General features: G+C 50.8%; 15 protein-coding genes and 17 other annotated features. Of the genes, 5 read left to right on the forward strand and 10 right to left on the reverse strand.

All coding sequences use genetic code 11. The annotated features are described in order from the left end of the window. Positions 1-53: 53 nt before the first annotated feature. Positions 54-59 (forward strand) — a ribosome-binding site (putative RBS for nlpC; RegulonDB:STMS1H001589). The 3 genes from nlpC to ydiU all read left to right on the forward strand — a co-directional run bounded on the left by nlpC (position 54) and on the right by ydiU (position 3,064). Continuing rightward, positions 54-533, forward strand: a protein-coding gene (nlpC, locus tag STM1343) for a lipoprotein (protein NP_460309.1). Within the gene, positions 69-533 belong to an annotated coding region; the region does not span the whole gene. (Overlaps the previous feature by 6 nt.) 305 nt (positions 534-838) lie before the next feature. Continuing rightward, positions 839-844, forward strand: a ribosome-binding site (putative RBS for ydiV; RegulonDB:STMS1H001590). Then, positions 839-1,560, forward strand: a protein-coding gene (gene ydiV / locus STM1344; RefSeq protein ID NP_460310.1) for a putative diguanylate cyclase/phosphodiesterase domain 1. Within the gene, positions 847-1,560 belong to an annotated coding region; the region does not span the whole gene. (Overlaps the previous feature by 6 nt.) Before the next feature lie 50 nt (positions 1,561-1,610). Beyond that, positions 1,611-1,616, forward strand: a ribosome-binding site (putative RBS for ydiU; RegulonDB:STMS1H001591). After that, positions 1,611-3,064 (forward strand): putative cytoplasmic protein gene (ydiU, locus tag STM1345; RefSeq protein ID NP_460311.1). Within the gene, positions 1,622-3,064 belong to an annotated coding region; the region does not span the whole gene. It overlaps the preceding feature by 6 nt. Before the next feature lie 34 nt (positions 3,065-3,098). Here ydiU and ydiE read toward each other — a convergent pair. From ydiE to ydiA, 3 genes are all read right to left on the reverse strand, one after another. After that, positions 3,099-3,290, reverse strand: coding sequence for a putative cytoplasmic protein (gene ydiE, locus STM1346; RefSeq protein ID NP_460312.1), 192 nt, complete (start codon positions 3,288-3,290; stop codon positions 3,099-3,101). A gap of 156 nt (positions 3,291-3,446) precedes the next feature. Then, positions 3,447-4,529, reverse strand: a protein-coding gene (gene aroH / locus STM1347) for a 3-deoxy-D-arabinoheptulosonate-7-phosphate synthase (RefSeq protein NP_460313.1). Within the gene, positions 3,447-4,493 belong to an annotated coding region; the region does not span the whole gene. After that, positions 4,505-4,513, reverse strand: a -10 signal (putative -10_signal for aroH; RegulonDB:STMLTH004485). (Overlaps the previous gene by 9 nt.) Beyond that, positions 4,521-4,529 (reverse strand) — a -35 signal (putative -35_signal for aroH; RegulonDB:STMLTH004485). (Lies within the gene aroH.) Before the next feature lie 109 nt (positions 4,530-4,638). Beyond that, positions 4,639-4,645 (reverse strand) — a protein binding site (putative binding site for TrpR, RegulonDB: STMS1H000376). 3 nt (positions 4,646-4,648) lie between these two features. Beyond that, the gene (ydiA, locus tag STM1348; protein NP_460314.1) for a putative inner membrane protein occupies positions 4,649-5,495 on the reverse strand. Within the gene, positions 4,649-5,482 belong to an annotated coding region; the region does not span the whole gene. Next, positions 5,490-5,495: a ribosome-binding site (putative RBS for ydiA; RegulonDB:STMS1H001592), on the reverse strand. It overlaps the preceding gene by 6 nt. Positions 5,496-5,667: 172 nt before the next feature. Further along, positions 5,668-5,676: a -35 signal (putative -35_signal for pps; RegulonDB:STMLTH004486), on the forward strand. Here ydiA and pps point away from each other — a divergent pair. Continuing rightward, positions 5,668-8,197, forward strand: a protein-coding gene (pps, locus tag STM1349; RefSeq protein NP_460315.1) for a phosphoenolpyruvate synthase. Within the gene, positions 5,819-8,197 belong to an annotated coding region; the region does not span the whole gene. Its footprint overlaps the feature before it by 9 nt. Beyond that, positions 5,694-5,702, forward strand: a -10 signal (putative -10_signal for pps; RegulonDB:STMLTH004486). (Overlaps the previous gene by 9 nt.) Then, positions 5,807-5,812 (forward strand) — a ribosome-binding site (putative RBS for pps; RegulonDB:STMS1H001593). 41 nt (positions 8,198-8,238) lie before the next feature. Here pps and ydiD read toward each other — a convergent pair. From ydiD to ydiQ, 5 genes are all read right to left on the reverse strand, one after another. Next, the gene (ydiD, locus tag STM1350) for a plant pathogenicity factor-like protein (RefSeq protein ID NP_460316.1) occupies positions 8,239-9,891 on the reverse strand. Within the gene, positions 8,239-9,879 belong to an annotated coding region; the region does not span the whole gene. Further along, positions 9,886-9,891, reverse strand: a ribosome-binding site (putative RBS for ydiD; RegulonDB:STMS1H001594). It overlaps the preceding gene by 6 nt. 77 nt (positions 9,892-9,968) lie before the next feature. Beyond that, the gene (ydiT, locus tag STM1351; protein NP_460317.1) for a putative ferredoxin occupies positions 9,969-10,278 on the reverse strand. Within the gene, positions 9,969-10,262 belong to an annotated coding region; the region does not span the whole gene. Then, positions 10,259-11,559, reverse strand: a protein-coding gene (gene ydiS, locus STM1352) for a flavoprotein (RefSeq protein ID NP_460318.1). Within the gene, positions 10,259-11,545 belong to an annotated coding region; the region does not span the whole gene. The genes ydiT and ydiS overlap by 20 nt, the downstream gene beginning before the upstream one ends. Continuing rightward, positions 10,273-10,278 (reverse strand) — a ribosome-binding site (putative RBS for ydiT; RegulonDB:STMS1H001595). (Overlaps the previous gene by 6 nt.) Beyond that, positions 11,554-11,559 (reverse strand) — a ribosome-binding site (putative RBS for ydiS; RegulonDB:STMS1H001596). Its footprint lies within the gene ydiS. Before the next feature lie 42 nt (positions 11,560-11,601). Continuing rightward, positions 11,602-12,553, reverse strand: a protein-coding gene (ydiR, locus tag STM1353; RefSeq protein ID NP_460319.1) for a putative electron transfer flavoprotein. Within the gene, positions 11,602-12,537 belong to an annotated coding region; the region does not span the whole gene. After that, positions 12,548-12,553 (reverse strand) — a ribosome-binding site (putative RBS for ydiR; RegulonDB:STMS1H001597). Its footprint overlaps the gene before it by 6 nt. A gap of 5 nt (positions 12,554-12,558) precedes the next feature. Then, the gene (gene ydiQ / locus STM1354; RefSeq protein ID NP_460320.1) for a putative electron transfer flavoprotein occupies positions 12,559-13,334 on the reverse strand. Within the gene, positions 12,559-13,323 belong to an annotated coding region; the region does not span the whole gene. Next, positions 13,329-13,334: a ribosome-binding site (putative RBS for ydiQ; RegulonDB:STMS1H001598), on the reverse strand. Its footprint overlaps the gene before it by 6 nt. A 442-nt stretch (positions 13,335-13,776) precedes the next feature. Next, positions 13,777-13,782, forward strand: a ribosome-binding site (putative RBS for ydiP; RegulonDB:STMS1H001599). Here ydiQ and ydiP point away from each other — a divergent pair. Continuing rightward, positions 13,777-14,676, forward strand: a protein-coding gene (ydiP, locus tag STM1355; protein ID NP_460321.1) for a putative transcription regulator, AraC family. Within the gene, positions 13,786-14,676 belong to an annotated coding region; the region does not span the whole gene. It overlaps the preceding feature by 6 nt. A gap of 75 nt (positions 14,677-14,751) precedes the next feature. On the opposite strand, the gene ydiO is transcribed toward ydiP, so the two are convergent. Next, positions 14,752-15,916 (reverse strand): putative acyl-CoA dehydrogenase gene (ydiO, locus tag STM1356; protein ID NP_460322.1). Within the gene, positions 14,752-15,903 belong to an annotated coding region; the region does not span the whole gene. After that, positions 15,911-15,916, reverse strand: a ribosome-binding site (putative RBS for ydiO; RegulonDB:STMS1H001600). (Overlaps the previous gene by 6 nt.) Further along, entirely contained in the window at positions 15,917-17,470 is a 1,554-nt protein-coding gene (gene ydiF, locus STM1357; protein ID NP_460323.3) for a putative acetyl-CoA:acetoacetyl-CoA transferase beta subunit, read from the reverse strand. Positions 17,471-17,572 lie beyond the last annotated feature (102 nt).

The following is a 17,572-nucleotide window of genomic DNA, read 5'->3' on the forward strand; positions in this document are numbered from 1 at the left end:
GTTTCTTGAAAAGCAGGTAATTTCGACGCTAAATTAATACCAAAATAAAAACAGAGGATTGTTGCGGCATGCGTTTTTGGCTTCTTGTTATCACAGCATTGTTCCTGGCAGGATGCAGTACTCATCGGGCACCGGCGCCAAATGCCAGATTATCAGACTCCATTACCGTCATTGCGGGTCTGAACGATCAGTTGCAGTCCTGGCGCGGTACGCCATACCGTTACGGCGGCATGAGTCGCAGAGGCGTGGACTGTTCCGGCTTTGTGGTAGTCACTATGCGCGACAAGTTTGATTTGCAGTTGCCTCGTGATACGCGTGAACAATCAAAAATCGGCACCAGAATCGATAAAGATGAATTGCTGCCCGGAGATTTGGTTTTCTTTAAAACCGGTTCGGGCGAAAGTGGTTTACATGTTGGTATTTACGATACAAATAATGAGTTTATTCATGCCTCTACCAGTCGTGGCGTGATGCGTTCATCGCTGGATAATGTGTACTGGCGAAAAAACTTCTGGCAGGCACGGCGAATTTAACCTCGCAGACGATATAAATTTTATAGTCTATTTTTAACATATCGCCGGTTGAACTTATGACATCTGTTGTCATCATATATAATGATATAACCGTAGCATTTACAAACGTACTTTTATTAAAAACGGGCGTGTTCACGCCCTGTGAAAAGTACAAGATTGAATATTGGTTTATAATCAGAGTAAGTTAAAAAAAGGAACCGGTTCACCGGTAAACAAGAAAAATGATGACGCTTCAATTAGTATCTGAAGTTACGTCTGTTTCCGTCCGTAGTGACTGGATGGCGAATAGCGCCCTAACCATGGGACTGGCGTAATGATTGCTTCACTTGATGAGCTTTACCATTCCGAACTCTTTTTCCTTCCCGTCATGGATGAAAACGCTCGGCTTGTTGGTTTAGAGATTATTGCAACGTTTGCCGCTGAAGACGGCGCCGTGCGGATGCCGACTGAGTTGGTAGCGCCTCGCCTTTCGGTGGAGGAACAATACTGTCTGTTTGTTGAAAAACTGGCGTTGTTAGAAACCTGTCAGCACTTTTTTATTCAGCATAAACTTATTGCATGGCTTAATTTACCGCCTGCAATTAGTGACTTATTATTATTAGATAGCGAACTTTTTTCCCGGGCAGCGCGCTTTCCGTTTCTTGAATTAGCTATAAATGAGAATTATCCTGGGTTAAACCAGGGCAAAAACAATGAAACGTTAGCTAATCTGGCAATGCATTTCCCATTAATGCTGGCAAATTTTGGGGCAGGCGAGGCGTCGACTAAAGCTATTTTCGATGGGCTTTTCAAACGAGTCATGTTGGATAAAAATTTTATTCAGCAGCGAGCTGAAATGATCTCATTCGAACCATTCATGCACGCTATTGTTGCCCAGATCTCCTCCAGCTGCGAGTCGCTGATGATTGCCGGTATTGATACTGAGGCGATGTTTGCGCGCGCAGCGCCATTGGGGTTTAGCGCATTCCAGGGCGGACTATGGCCTCCGGTGCCGGTAAGCCAGCTCATTAAACTCGTTCAGCGATAACCTTTCTGTTTGCCGGTGTTTAACCGGTGATTAACCGTCTACACTGAAGACAGGAGGCCCTATGACCCTGTCTTTTACTGCCCGTTGGCGCGATGAATTGCCAGCAACGTATACCGCGCTTTTACCCACACCGTTAAAAAATGCGCGACTGATTTGGTATAACGACGAACTGGCGCAGCAGTTAGCCATTCCCGCTTCGTTATTTGATGCTACCAATGGCGCTGGCGTTTGGGGCGGCGAAACCTTATTACCCGGTATGTCGCCTGTCGCGCAGGTATATAGCGGGCATCAGTTCGGCGTCTGGGCGGGACAACTCGGCGACGGACGCGGTATTTTGCTGGGCGAACAGCTCCTGGCGGATGGCTCGACGCTCGACTGGCATCTGAAAGGCGCCGGATTAACACCCTATTCGCGAATGGGGGATGGACGCGCCGTCCTGCGTTCAACCATACGAGAAAGCCTTGCCAGCGAAGCCATGCATTATCTGGGTATTCCCACTACGCGCGCGTTATCTATCGTAACCAGCGATACGCCGGTTCAGCGAGAGACGCAGGAAACGGGCGCGATGTTAATGCGTCTGGCGCAAAGTCATATGCGTTTTGGTCATTTCGAACATTTCTACTACCGCCGTGAGCCGGAAAAAGTTCAGCAACTGGCTGATTTCGCTATTCGTCATTACTGGCCGCAATGGCAGGATGTCCCGGAAAAATATGCTTTGTGGTTTGAAGAGGTGGCGGCGCGTACCGGAAGACTCATCGCCGAGTGGCAAACCGTCGGTTTTGCGCACGGCGTTATGAATACGGATAACATGTCGATTCTGGGGCTGACCATCGACTATGGTCCCTTTGGTTTTCTCGATGACTACGATCCCGGCTTCATTGGTAACCATTCCGATCATCAGGGACGTTACCGCTTCGATAATCAACCGTCGGTGGCGCTGTGGAATTTACAACGTCTGGCGCAGACGTTAACCCCTTTTATTGAGATCGACGCGTTAAACAGAGCGCTGGATCGTTACCAGGACGCGTTGTTAACGCACTATGGGCAGCGAATGCGCCAGAAGCTGGGCTTCTTTACCGAGCAAAAAGACGATAACGTTTTACTGAATGAATTGTTTAGTCTGATGGCGCGCGAAGGGAGTGATTATACCCGTACATTTCGGATGTTAAGCCATACGGAGCAACAGAGCGCCTCCTCGCCGTTGCGGGATACGTTTATCGATCGCGCGGCGTTTGATGCCTGGTTCGATCGCTACCGGGCGCGATTGCGCACAGAGGCGGTGGATGACGCGCTGCGCCAGCAGCAGATGCAACGCGTGAATCCTGCGATTGTGTTGCGCAACTGGCTGGCGCAACGCGCGATAGATGCGGCTGAACAGGGAGACATGGCGGAACTGCATCGGTTGCATGAAGTTTTACGTCAACCTTTTACCGATCGAGATGATGACTATGCCCGCCGACCACCGGAGTGGGGAAAGCGGCTGGAGGTCAGTTGTTCAAGTTAGCCTGATGCCAGCAGCATCGTCTGCTGGCGGAGCGCTATTTGGTTAACAGTAGCTTCCCGGCCTGAGTTTTGCGCAACAGATACTCCTGACCGTTGTGATCGATAATGACTTTGCCGTCCGGACCTAATAGCGCCTGACTGTTGACGCGCCGTTCAGCGGCAGGGAGAAGCGTTTCATTGTCTATTTCCTTAGGGTGAGGCAGCTCGGTGTTATCCATACGCGACATGCTATTTATTAATAATCAAACTCACAATGATTATTATTATCAATAATTAATGCGATAACAGCAAGTGCTAATTCTGCGGAGTGATATACGCGCGCGGAGAGAAAAGGGCGGGTAACGCATCGAAGAAACGCCCATCCCGGCAGGATGGGCGAGCTATTAAAAGCGGCTGTCTACCGCCGCGGCAAGTTTTTCCAACAAAACTTCCGTATCTTCCCAGTTCAGGCAAGGATCGGTAATGGACTGACCATAGATTAATGGTTGACCGCTGATAATTTTTTGCGTGCCTTCCCGTAAAAAACTCTCTGCCATAATCCCGGCAATTGCCGTGGAGCCATTACGAATCTGCTGGCAAATATCATCACATACCTCTAACTGGCGGCGATGCTGTTTTTGACAGTTGCCGTGGCTGAAGTCGACGACCAGATGTTCCGGCAGATCAAATTCATGCAACGTATCGCAGGCGGCGGCAATATCTTCAGCGTGGTAGTTCGGTTTTTTACCGCCGCGCATGATGATGTGCCCATACGGGTTGCCACTCGTCTGGTAGATAGTCATCTGTCCGTCTTTATCCGGCGAGAGAAACATATGACTGGCGCGGGAGGCGCGAATAGCATCAACGGCAATGCGGGTATTGCCATCCGTACCATTTTTAAAGCCGACCGGACAAGAGAGCGCAGAAGCCATTTCCCGATGGATTTGGCTTTCGGTGGTACGCGCGCCAATCGCTCCCCAACTGATCAGATCGGCAATAAACTGGCCGGTGACCATATCAAGAAACTCTGTGGCGGTCGGTACTCCCAGTTCGTTCACCTGCAATAGCAAGCGACGCGCCAGTTCAAGCCCATAATTGACGCGGTAACTGCCATTCAAGTCGGGATCGGAAATCAGGCCTTTCCATCCCACGACGGTGCGCGGTTTTTCAAAATAGGTGCGCATGACGATCTCCAGACGCGCCTGATGCTTTTGGCGTTGTGCCTGGAGCTGCGTCGCGTATTCCATGGCAGCATTCAGATCGTGAATCGAACAGGGGCCAATGACGACCAGTAGCCGTGGATCTTCACCATTTAAAATCTTTTCTATCCGGCGTCGGGAGTCGGTAACGTGACTGGCGACGGAGGACGATACAGGATACCGCTGCGCGAGTTCGGTCGGTGTTACCAGGCTGTCGATACGCGCAGTACGGAGTTCGTCGGTTCTGTTCATTACAAGTCTCAGAAATTTGTTGCTTCAACGGCAGGACTACCGGGAAGTGATGGGCATCACGATAAACCAATCCCTGCTGATTTCAAGTGCGAGGCGTGTCACACCTCGCAGGCAGAACGGCATGATAACAAAAACCAACCCATTAAACTAGTTTGCTAGTACATCCTGCGGTTAAGCCCCATAATATCGAGAATCTTGGTGGCTATCTCTTCAACGGAATAATTAGTGCTGTTCAGGCAGGGGATCTGATTCTTACGATACAGCGCTTCGACCTCCGCCACTTCCATGCGGCACTGACGCAACGAGGCATAGCGACTGTTTTCACGGCGTTCTTCGCGAATTGCCGCCAGGCGTTCAGGGTCAATTGTCAGGCCGAACAGTTTATGTTGTAGCGGTTTTAACGATGTGGGCAGCGTCAAATTATCCATATCATCGGCGATGAAAGGGTAGTTAGCCGCACGAATACCGAATTGCATCGCCAGATAGAGGCTGGTGGGCGTTTTTCCACAGCGCGAAACGCCAAGTAAAATGACCTGAGCCTGATCGAGGTTGCGCAATGAAATGCCATCATCATGCGCCAGGGTATAATCGATAGCGGCAATACGGGCGTCATACTTGTTCAGGTTACCCGGATTAAGCCCATGAGTACGATGAGCGATCGGCGTCGGATCCAGTTTCATCTCCTGCTGAAGCGGCGCCACCAGCGCCTGGACGATATCCTGGCAGAAACCTTCGCTCTGTAAGATGATGGCGCGAATTTCAGGTAAAACAATCGAGTAAAACACCAGCGGGCGAACGCCGGTTTGCTGATAAATGGCGTCAATTTGGTCTTTGACGGCGCGGGCGCGACTTTCGTTTTCCACGAATGGCAGCGTGATGCTGCTGATCGTCACCGGAAACTGCGACATAACCGCGTGACCCAGGACCTCGGCGGTGATGGCGGTACCATCAGAAATATAGAAAACATGGCGATCAACAACATTATCCATTCTGTTCATCCTGAAGAGTAAACATAATTATCTGAAAGCATAAATTAAAAGTAACGGGAAACGTATAACTTGTCGCTTATTTTATAAAATGACAGGGACTTTTTATAATTAATGAAAAGTGTGTTTCATTTCCTGGAAACGCAGTTTATACCGGGGGTTATTCAGGGAATGCCGTGCTATGCGCGGGTTTGCGCAACTACGTAAACAATCTGAAAAAATGAAAAAATAAATTTGCTTGAACGATTCACCGTTTTTTTCGCGGGTTTAAGTATGCCAGGATAAATACGCAACTATGTGTTTCTTAAACTCGTTCATTTATCACAAAAGGATTGTTCGATGTCCAACAATGGCTCGTCACCGCTGGTGCTTTGGTATAACCAACTCGGCATGAATGATGTAGACAGAGTTGGGGGCAAAAATGCCTCCCTGGGTGAAATGATTACTAACCTTTCCGGCATGGGCGTATCCGTTCCGAATGGTTTTGCAACCACTGCCGATGCGTTTAACCAGTTTTTGGATCAAAGCGGCGTAAACCAGCGCATTTATGAGCTGCTGGATAAGACAGATATTGATGATGTCTCCCAGCTGGCGAAAGCGGGCGCGCAGATCCGCCAGTGGATTATCGACACTCCTTTCCAGCCGGAGCTGGAAAACGCCATCCGCGATGCCTATGCGCAGCTTTCGTCGGATGATGAAAATGCCTCTTTTGCCGTGCGTTCCTCCGCCACGGCGGAAGATATGCCAGATGCTTCGTTTGCGGGTCAACAGGAAACGTTTCTTAACGTTCAGGGCTTCGACGCGGTGCTGGTGGCAGTGAAACACGTATTTGCTTCTCTGTTTAACGATCGCGCCATCTCTTATCGCGTTCACCAGGGATATGATCATCGCGGCGTAGCGCTTTCCGCTGGCGTGCAGCGGATGGTTCGCTCCGATCTCGCCTCGTCAGGGGTGATGTTCTCTATCGATACCGAATCCGGCTTTGACCAGGTGGTCTTTATCACCTCGGCATGGGGACTGGGTGAAATGGTGGTGCAGGGCGCGGTTAACCCGGATGAATTTTATGTCCATAAACCAACCCTGGCGGCAGGCCGTCCGGCCATCGTACGCCGCACCATGGGGTCGAAAAAAATCCGCATGGTTTACGCCGCCACCCAGGAGCACGGTAAGCAAGTGAAGATTGAAGATGTGCCGCAGGAACAGCGCGACATTTTCTCGCTCACCAACGAAGAAGTGCAGGAACTGGCGAAACAAGCGGTGCAGATTGAGCAGCACTATGGTCGTCCGATGGATATCGAATGGGCGAAAGACGGTCATACCGGTAAGCTCTTTATTGTGCAGGCACGTCCGGAAACCGTGCGCTCTCGTGGCCAGGTGATGGAGCGTTATACGCTACATGCGCAGGGGAAAATCATTGCCGAAGGTCGTGCCATTGGTCATCGTATCGGCGCAGGTACGGTAAAAGTTATTCACGATATCGGCGAAATGAACCGTATTGAGCCTGGCGATGTGCTTGTCACCGATATGACCGACCCGGACTGGGAACCGATCATGAAAAAAGCGGCGGCGATTGTCACTAACCGTGGCGGGCGCACCTGTCACGCGGCGATTATCGCCCGCGAATTGGGCATTCCGGCGGTAGTCGGCTGCGGCGACGCCACCGAACGCATGAAAGATGGCGAAAAAGTAACCGTCTCCTGCGCAGAAGGTGATACCGGTTATGTGTATGCCGACATGCTGGATTTCAGCGTAAAAAGCTCCAGCGTAGATACCATGCCAGAGCTACCGCTGAAGGTCATGATGAACGTCGGCAACCCGGACAGGGCATTTGACTTTGCCTGCCTGCCGAATGAAGGCGTAGGTCTGGCGCGACTGGAATTCATCATTAACCGTATGATTGGCGTTCACCCGCGTGCGCTGCTGGAGTTTGACGACCAGGATGCCGCGCTGCAAAACGACATTCGTGAGATGATGAAAGGGTTCGACTCGCCGCGTGAATTTTACGTTGGTCGACTGACGGAAGGGATCGCGACGTTAGGCGCCGCCTTCTACCCGAAACGCGTCATCGTTCGCCTGTCTGACTTTAAGTCCAACGAATACGCCAACCTGGTCGGCGGCGAACGCTATGAGCCGCATGAAGAAAACCCGATGCTGGGCTTCCGCGGCGCGGGTCGTTATGTCGCAGAAAGTTTCCGCGATTGTTTTGCGCTGGAATGCGAAGCGGTGAAACGCGTGCGCAACGATATGGGCCTTACCAACGTCGAAATCATGATCCCGTTCGTGCGAACGGTCGACCAGGCGAAAGCGGTCATCGAAGAGCTGGCGCGCCAGGGGCTTAAACGCGGCGAGAACGGGCTGAAGATCATCATGATGTGCGAGATCCCGTCCAATGCCTTGCTGGCTGAACAGTTCCTCGAGTATTTTGATGGCTTCTCGATTGGTTCTAACGACATGACGCAGCTGGCGCTGGGGCTGGATCGCGATTCCGGCGTGGTGTCTGAACTGTTTGACGAGCGTAACGACGCGGTGAAAGCGCTGCTGTCGATGGCGATCCGCGCGGCGAAAAAACAGGGCAAATATGTTGGAATTTGTGGTCAGGGTCCGTCCGACCATGAAGACTTTGCCGCCTGGCTGATGGAAGAGGGGATCGACAGCCTGTCGCTGAACCCGGACACCGTGGTTCAGACCTGGCTGAGTCTGGCGGAACTGAAGAAGTAGTGTAATACCGGATGGCGGCGTTAACGTCGCCATCCGGCAATTTATACCGCAGTGTGCTCCTGGCGCAGCCGCTCAATAATATCCTGCCGCAACAGAAACTTCTGCACTTTGCCAGAGGCGGTTCTGGGCAGTTTTTCTACGATGACGATCCGTTCCGGATATTTATACTTCGCTACCCGTTTTCGACTGAAAAAAGCGATCACCTCTTCCAGCGTCAGCGAAAGGTGTGGCGGTTTTAAGACTACATACGCGCATGAACGTTCGCCTAAGCGTTCATCAGGCATAGCAACGACGCAAGCATCGTGTATGCGGGGGTGTTGCAATAAAATATCCTCCACCTCGCGACTGCTGATATTTTCACCTCCACGTATAATAATATCCTTTTTGCGCCCGGTAATTTTGATATAACCGTCTTCATCCATGCGGCAGAGGTCGCCGCTGTAATACCAGCCCTCATTATCCAGTGCGCGGGCGGTAAGTTCCGGCTCGTCCAGGTATCCCATAAAAACGTTCGGCCCGCGCGAGGCTTCTTCGCCTTCGTGGCCTGCTGGAAGCGTATTGCGATCTTCATCCACGATTTTAATTTCTACACCGGTGGCGGCATAACCATCGGTGTTCATCATGCGTGAAGTCGAATCACCCAGATTAACCATCGAGTGTGGAGAACTTTCTGTAGAACCGTAAATACTCAATAATTTGATACCGCGCTGCTGGCAGTCGCGGGCAACCTTTTTGGGAATAGTCGTGCCGCCGCATAAGAAGAATCGTAGTGAGGAGAGGTCGGCAGGCTGTTGCTCAATGGCACAAAGCAGATCGTAAATAAACGGCGTCGCGCCTGACATACAGGTACAGCGTTGCTGCGCTAATAAGGTAAGGCAGGCTTCTGGGGTAAAGATGTCCAGCAATACGCTACGCGCCCCGATTAAAAAGGGCGCGGTGACGCCGTGTAAAAATCCGGTGGCGTGGCCCAGTGGCGCAGGCATCAGGAACACATCTTGCCAGGTTAAATTCAACCGCGCGCAATACGCCCGTTCGCTGGCAAGAATATTATTGTGGGTCAACATCACCCCTTTCGGCATTCCTTCTGTGCCGGAGGTAAACAGCACTGCCGCCAGTTCATCACCGTGAATGTTAATGTCTGACTGCAACGGTTCGCTGCGGTCGATGATTTGACTAAGCGCAAGCGCTGTGGTGGCAGGCGCCAGTTTATCCACGCCGACAATATGCGTCAGATGGCGCAGTTGATTTTGTAGCGGAAGGATAAGATCGACCGGACGATTCTGTTTGAACACGGTGGGGGCGAAGAATATTTTAGCCTGACATTTGTTCAGCACCCAAACCAGCTCTGCTTCTCGCCAGGCGGGAAGTAGCGGGACAGATACCGCGCCCGTTTTCAGGCAGGCCAGATAAATGAGGGTAAACTCACACCAGCCCGGAAGCTGAAAGGCCACGCGATCGCCCGGTTGAATCCCCTGAGACAGTAACCAGTTTGCCAGGCGGCTTGCCGCGTAGTCGAGCGCGGCGTAGGTCCAGGACGCGCCATGATTATCGACCACGGCGATTTTATCGGGTACGGCGCGTGCGGTTTGCCGCCAGTAGTCGCCCAGTGAAGCATCGCCCCAGTAGCCGGACTCGCGATAGGTTTTCCGCCTTGCGGCGTCAAACGTTAATGTAACACTCATTGACTTGTTCTCTATTAATACAAATGACGTAATCTCCGGGGGCAAGCCGAATAAGACGCCGTAGCGTCGTTATCCGGTGTTTCAGAGCGTCAGCCGTAGCGAAACTCAACGCCGAACGTTCCCGCCGGGTATTCCCATTTTTCGAGAAGAGTATTGCCGCAGAGAACCCTGCAGGTCCCGCATTCCAGGCAGCCCGCGGAGTCAAAATGAATATTTCCCGCATCGTCCAGCTTATAGAGTCCGGCAGGGCAGGCTTTTATTAATTTATTAAACTCCTGCATGTCAGGCGAGGAGCGCAAAATGATATGTGGGTGTCCTTCATCTACGTAAAATTTATTTACGCCCAATTTGACGTCAACATTCACCTTATTGTCCGAACTCATAATGCCGTAGCCCCTTTTATGCCGTCTTTTAATAGATTCACCAGTCCAATTTTTTTCGCATGTGACAGGATAGTTTTACGCAACGGTGGGACTGGACCGCCATCAACGGTGAACAGATCGCCCACAATGTTTGCCGCCATACGCGGGTACTCGGTAAAAAGCCGTGGGTTTTCCATTAATCCGGGGAGTTTGCGGAAATGCCGCATATCGCGTAACACGCCGTTTTTCTCCAGCGCGCGTTTGTAACCGGCAAGACTCGCGGCGGAAAAATCTTGCCGCGCTTTAGCGTCAATGGCGGTTTGAGCGGCCGCTTGCGCGGACGCGATGGCTAAATCCATGCCGCGGACGGTATAGCCGAGATTCAGACAAAGACCGGCGGCGTCGCCGACAATCATCACGCCGTCATTTGCCAGCTCCGGCATCATTGCTATGCCGCCTTCGGGCACCATATGAGCGGAGTATTCAAGCAGTGTTCCCCCCTGAATCAAAGGGCGTATTGCCGGATGCTGTTTAAAATCTTCCAGCATTTGCGGTACGCTTTTGGTCGCGTGAGCAATGTCGCCCAGGCCACATACCAGCCCCAGAGAAACCGAATCGCGGTTGGTATAAAGAAACCCGCCGCCCATGAGCCCGTTGGAGGGCGCGCCAGCGAATAACCAGGCGGCGCCTTCATGGGACGCCAGATTAAAGCGCTCTTCAATAAGTGCCGGAGAGAGCCCAATCAACTCTTTTACGCCGACTGCATAGTGATGCGCAGAAGAGACAGGCACCATGTCCAGCGAACGGCCCAGCATGGAATTCACGCCGTCCGCGAGAATCACAATATTCGCATCCAGAATATCATCCCCGGCCTGAACGCCAGTGACGCGATTGCCTTCACGTACCAGAGCGTCGACCCGTACACCTGGGATAAACTGCGCGCCAGCCTGTTCCGCCTGCGCCATTAACCACGGGTCCAGTTTGTTGCGCAGTACGGTATATGACGTAAGGGGCGGAGTAGGGGGCGCGCGGTGAAAATCAAGTGTGACGGCGCTTTCTTCGGTTAAAAAGGAGATTTTTTCACGGGTAACGACGCGTTCGATGGGGGCGGACGTTGCGAATCCCGGCATAATACTTTCGATACTGTGAGCGTAGAGCCGGCCACCGGTCATATTTTTGCTGCCCGCGCTGTTTCCGCGTTCAATAACCAGTACATCCAGTCCCGCTTTTGCCATCACATACGCGGCGACCGTTCCTGCTACGCCTGCGCCCACCACAATAGCGTCAAATTTATCATCCGACATGCTTTATGCTCCTTTCCCGCCGTATCGACGACGGGAGATGTGCGTTGAAAAAGGAATTAGCGGCTTAACTGGTCGATGAGGGCAGGAACAACCTTATAGATATCGCCCACCAGGCCATAATCGGCATAATTGAAAATGGGCGCGTTTTTATCTTTGTTAATTGCGACAATAATTTTTGCGCCGTTTCCACCCACCATATGTTGAATTTGGCCGGAAATGCCCAGCGTCAGATAGAGATCGGATTTCAACAGAACGCCGGATACGCCAATATAACGCTCACGTTCCATCCAGTTTTCACCTTCCGCAATGGGGCGGGAACAGCCCACTTCTGCGCCGAGGACGGTCGCCAGTTTATGCACCATATCCAGATCGCTTTGCGCCGCCAGACCTCGTCCTACGCCGATGACCCGTTTGGCTTTGCTCAAATCGACGCTGCTTAACGATTTCGCGCGCCGCTGCTGGCACAATACCTCGTGGCGTGGGGCAATATATGCCAGCGTGGTCTGCGGGCAAGTATGACCGGGGAGAGGGGCGGCGGGTTCCAGTACGCCGGGTGCCAGCGTAATAATCGCCTGCGGACTGTTTAATTTCTCTTTGCCGAAAGCAAGTCCGCCGTACATGCGATGCTCTGCGTGTAGCGTCCCGTCGAGGAGGTCAATAGACGTCGCGTCGTTCACCATCACGGCGTCAAGCTGGATGCTCAGCCGGGCGCCCAGCGCTTTACAGCGCTTGGTCGCCGCCATGAGCAGCAGCCCATTTTGGTCGCCTAATAACGAGGCCAGCGTTTCGGCATAGTTTTCCACGCGCTGCAAATCCGTATGCGATTCAAGAATGACTATCTCATCAGCGCCAAGCGCTTTCACGTAGTCGATATCCGTGTTTCCTTGCACGATGGCGTAAACTTTTTCTCCCCACTGCCGCGCGCCGGTCATTAATTCGGCATAACGCTCTACGTTATCGCTAAATACCCATACGTTAGCTAAATGATTCATGATAATTTTTCTCCGTTGGGCTTAGTTCAGGGATTTTTTCAAATGGTCGGCCAGTGCGGTAATGGCTTCCGGCGAATCGTTATCGAGAATGATATGCTTGCGTTCTGTCTGCGGCGGTACCGAGATGGCGACCAGTTCCGCCATTGGCGTGGTTGGGGTCCAGTGGATATCGCTCGCCAGCCACGACGTAACGGCTTTTTTCCCGGCGCCGAGAATGGCTTTCATTGACGGGATGCGTGGAACGTTAATATCTGAGGTCACGCAAAGCACCGCGGGCAGCGTGAGCTCGATAATTTCAACGTCTTCTTCCAGTGTGCGTTCAACGATGATTTTGTCGCCGTCGCGTTGAATATGGCTTACTGCGTTGATGACGGGGAGTTTCAGGAGTTCGCCAGTCAGCAGGCCCACCTGTTGGGCATAAATATCGCCGGAGCCCTCTCCAAAGAGCAACAGGTCAAAGCCGATTTTCTCCGCCGCGGATGCTAGCGCCAGCGCGGTTTCTTTGGGCAGGGCGTGCTCCATTTGCGCATCCTGAACCATGAAAAGCGCATCTGGCCCGCGGGATAACACATCTTTGCGGACTTTTGAATTTTGTAACAGAGAGCCGCCGACGGTGAGCGCGGCGATCTCGTCGCCACCGCCAGCTAACTGCGCGGCGGCCTCAATTGCATTTAAATCAAACTGGCTGATTTTGGCCTCGGCACGATCAAAATTGAGCGAATGCTCCGGGGTCACGGTAATGTCCTGTTCTTCAGGCACCAACTTAAAGCAGGTTATTATTTTCATTGCATCTCCAGTGAGTCGCGTGCGGATAAGTAACGTAAATCTGACTGAAAATAGTCTGCGGCAGTCTGAAGAGGTTTACGATGGGTCAATCTGTTTTCCTTGCCAACAATCTTGCACAAAAAATCTGCGAACAGAGAATCGTTAGCAACCATCTGAAAAGGGCGTCATAAAAATATAAATACGGTAGTGAGAATAATAAGTGCGAAGCATATCATCATTTTTTAACATGAAACGTGCGATGTTGTTTCTGTGAGGTTAAAAGAAAACATCAAAGATATGTCGGCTATGTATTTTTGTCTGATAATACGCTATCGACAGGTAATCTGAGCTGTCTGCAAAAGAACATAATATCTTGCATTCGGAACGAATAATCTTGTTTTGCTGGTAATCTCCACGGTTGTACAACACTGACGCTCGCTTTATTTTATCCTGGTTATCTTTTTAAACCTGACAGAGGTTATTATGTATCAGCGCTGTTTTGACTCCGCCGCGGAGACGATTTTTGAACAGGACAAGACCCCTCGATTTTCACGTTTTGTCATTAGCGATGATCCAAACTGGGAGTCTGGCCATCATATGCATGATAATGAAACAGAGCTTATTTACGTCAAAAAAGGGATAGCCAGGTTAATTATTGACTCTTCACTCTACGTCGCGCATGCGGACGATATTGTCGTCGTTGAGCGGGGGCGGCTACACGCTGTAGCATCCGACAGCAATTCGCCGGCTACCACCTATACCTGTGCGCTGTATGGGTTTTGTTTTCCAGGTTGGGAAGAAAACCAACTATTGCAGAGTCATTCCTGTCCGGTGGTTTCCGTGGTTCAGGGAAAAGGGGTCATTAAAAGTATCTTTAATGAATTAAGCGTGTTACTTCCGCAGGGGAAAAACGTATTGGCTTCCTCTGTATACGATGCATTTGCTTACACTCTGACCGCACTTTACTATGAAAATTTTAAAAACGCCTATCGTTCTGAACAAGGTTACATTAAAAAAGATGTATTAATTAAGGATGTACTTGTTTATCTCAATAATAATTATCGTGAGAAAATCACGCTTGACCAGCTATCGAAAAAATTTCGCGCCAGCGTCAGTTATATATGCCATGAATTTGCCAAAGAATATCATATATCCCCTATCAACTATGTTATTCAACGACGTATGACCGAGGCCAAGTTTGCGCTGACAAACACTGAGTCGCCACTGGCAGAAATTTCATGGCGGGTAGGATATGAAAATGTGGACCATTTTGCCAAATTGTTTATGCGGCATGTAGGATGTTCTCCCAACGATTATCGTAAGCAATTTAAAAATAGTCTGGTTGAGCAGGCGTATTTGCTGCCAAATACCTGACGGCGAAATATATCTGATTTATTCGGCCTGATGCCGTAAAGCAGTCAGGCCGAATAAGACGTTCCGGTACGATCCTTACTTGTTCTGATAGTCTTTCAGAATCTGGCGTCCTGCCACATAGATCATAATTTCATCCGTGCCGCCACCGATACGTTCGCAGCGAACATCGCGCCAGAAGCGGGAGACACGGGCTTCGTCAGTATAACCAAGCCCACCCATAATCTGAATCGCATCGTCAATCACTTCCATCGCTGTGCGTGCGCAGTACAGCTTAGCCAGCGCGGCGCTGGTACGCAGTGACTCTTCCCGATCGGCCTGCCAGGCGACTTTCAACACCATATTGCGCATGTTTTCGATTTTGATGGCCATTAACGCCAGCTTTTCCTGGATCATCTGGTTATGGCCGATGGGTTTACCAAAGGCGATACGCTGGTTGGCGTAACGGGCGGCATCTTCAAATGCGCATTCGGCGAAACCTGTACTGCGCGCCGCATTAATCAAACGCTCCATCTCAAAATTGTACATGACATTGAGGAAACCCATGCCTTCTTCACCGACCCGGTCGCTTTCGTCCACCTCGACATTATCGAGATAAACTTCGCATGTACTCAACATGTGCCAGCCAATTTTGTGCAGCGGATTAATCTTTATGCCCGGTTTATTTGAGTCCACCCACCAAAGCGTGAACGCTTTTTTAGGATCTTTTGGCTCCGTATCGCGCGCCAGAACCAGCATGTAAGGATATTCTTTTGCACCGGTGATAAATGTTTTTTGGCCGTTAAGATAAACCTTGCCGTTTTTACGCGTCCAGGTTGTTGTGGCGCTATTATTATCAGAGCCCGCGCCAGGTTCTGTTAAGGCTAGCGCATATGCTGGATCGCCGGTGGCCAGAGTACTTTCTGCTGTTTTACGCAGTTGTTCTGCGGAACCAAAACGGCGCATACTGTGAATGCATTGGCCGTTGGTAATCAAAAAGGCCGGAGCGCCGCATTTTGAGATTTCCATCAGCGCCAGCATTTGCGTTACATAGTCAGCCGGAATGCCGCCGAATTCTTCCGGGACGCCCAGCATCGAAATACCGTTTTCCGCCAGCGCCTGCATAAATTCTTTGGGATAGGTGCCCGTTTGATCGCAGGTACGGAAATACTCTTCCGGAAAATTGCTGGTGATTAACTCGCGAATACTGGCCAGTAATAGTTCTTGTTCTTCAGTTAATGAAAAATCCATATTTGTACTCCTTTTAATGTGTTGCGTCAGGAAGCGTGAATCCCATAGTGCTATCGGTAAATAATCTTGTGTCCATCAGTTTTAAATCTGGTGAGATAACCGGTGAAAAATCCATCTTGTCAAGAATATCCCGTTGCAGATCGACGCCAGGCGCAATTTCAATTAAATGCAGGCCATCTTGTTTGAGAGTGAAAACCGCACGTTCAGTGATGTAACGCACGTCTAACCCGCGCTCAAGCGCAATTTTTCCACTGAACGTAATTTCCGGCAGTTCGCTGACGAATTTTTTCACGCGACCTTCCTGCAGAATATTTAATTTGCCATCGGTAATTTCAGTTTTTAAACTTCCGGCCGTCAGAGTTCCGCAGAAAATAATTTTTTGCGACGTTGCGCTAATATCGATAAACCCGCCGGTGCCCATAATTTTGCCGTTGAATTTATGTACACCGACATTACCGTGTTGATCCACTTCGGCAAAACTTAAATAGCAGACATCGAGCCCACCGCCGTGATAAAAATCAAATTGTGAGGTCATATCAAGGATCGCGCGGGTGTTGACATTAGCGCCGAAGGCCACGCCCTGAGAGGTAATACCGCCCACCGGGCCAGTTTCTACGGTCAGCACGAAGTCATCGGCGCAGCCTTCCTCGCGAGCGACCAGACCAATACCGTCGGCAATGCCTACGCCCACATTGCCTACCGCGCCTTTACGCATTTCAAACAGCGCGCGTCGGGCTACCAGCTTGCGCTGATTAAGGGGTAGGGTAAGCTGCGTACTATCATCAAGAGTGAAATCCCCGGAGATAAATCGGTTCACCGGCGCGCCGCCATAGAGTTGCGTCTGGTCGGCGTCGACAACCACAATATCCACCAGATAGCCGGGAATACGCACGGATTTTGGATGCAGCGTGGCTTTTTTTACCATTTTCTGCACCTGCATCATTACAATACCGCCATTATTGTGAACGGCCTGGGCGATCACCAGCGCATCAAGATACATCACCTCATCTTCAAATGATGCATAGCCTTCGCTGTCGCAGGTGGTGGCGCGGATAAAAGCCACATTAGGCGCTATCGCTTTATAATAGAGATATTCTTTATTATCGATCTCTACCAGCTTAATGAGATCTTCTTTAGTCACGTCGTTTAATTTTCCGCCCTGTTGGCGAGGGTCGACAAAGGTACCAATACCGATATCGCTCAGAATACCCGGCTGGTGTGCGGCGCTGGCGCGCAGCGTCTGGGTTAATACGCCTTGTGGGTAGTTATAGGCGGCGATTTTATTTTGTTCAGCCAGTTCAGAAATACGGGGAGATTGCCCCCAATGTCCGCATAGCGCCCATTTTACCAGTCCCTCCTGCGCCAGCGGGCTGATGCCGCGATCGGCGCGGTCACCTAATCCGGTAGGGCTAATAATAGATAAATCTCGTGGTGACTGGGTTGTTTGATATTTATCTGCCAGTGCGGTAATTAATGTTGTCGCTTCGAGAATACCGCCGCCTGCGCCCAGAATACATAAAGTGGCCTCATCTGGAATATAATTTACTGCTTCTTGTGCAGAGAGCACGGGAACGCGGCCATTAATGCGTGATGGCTTATTGATTTTCATATTTACTCCACTATTATCCCTGAAAACAATATCGATATAACCGTGTTAAGGTAATAAAGA

The sequence above is a fragment of the Salmonella enterica subsp. enterica serovar Typhimurium str. LT2 genome (assembly GCF_000006945.2).
GTDB lineage: Bacteria > Pseudomonadota > Gammaproteobacteria > Enterobacterales > Enterobacteriaceae > Salmonella > Salmonella enterica.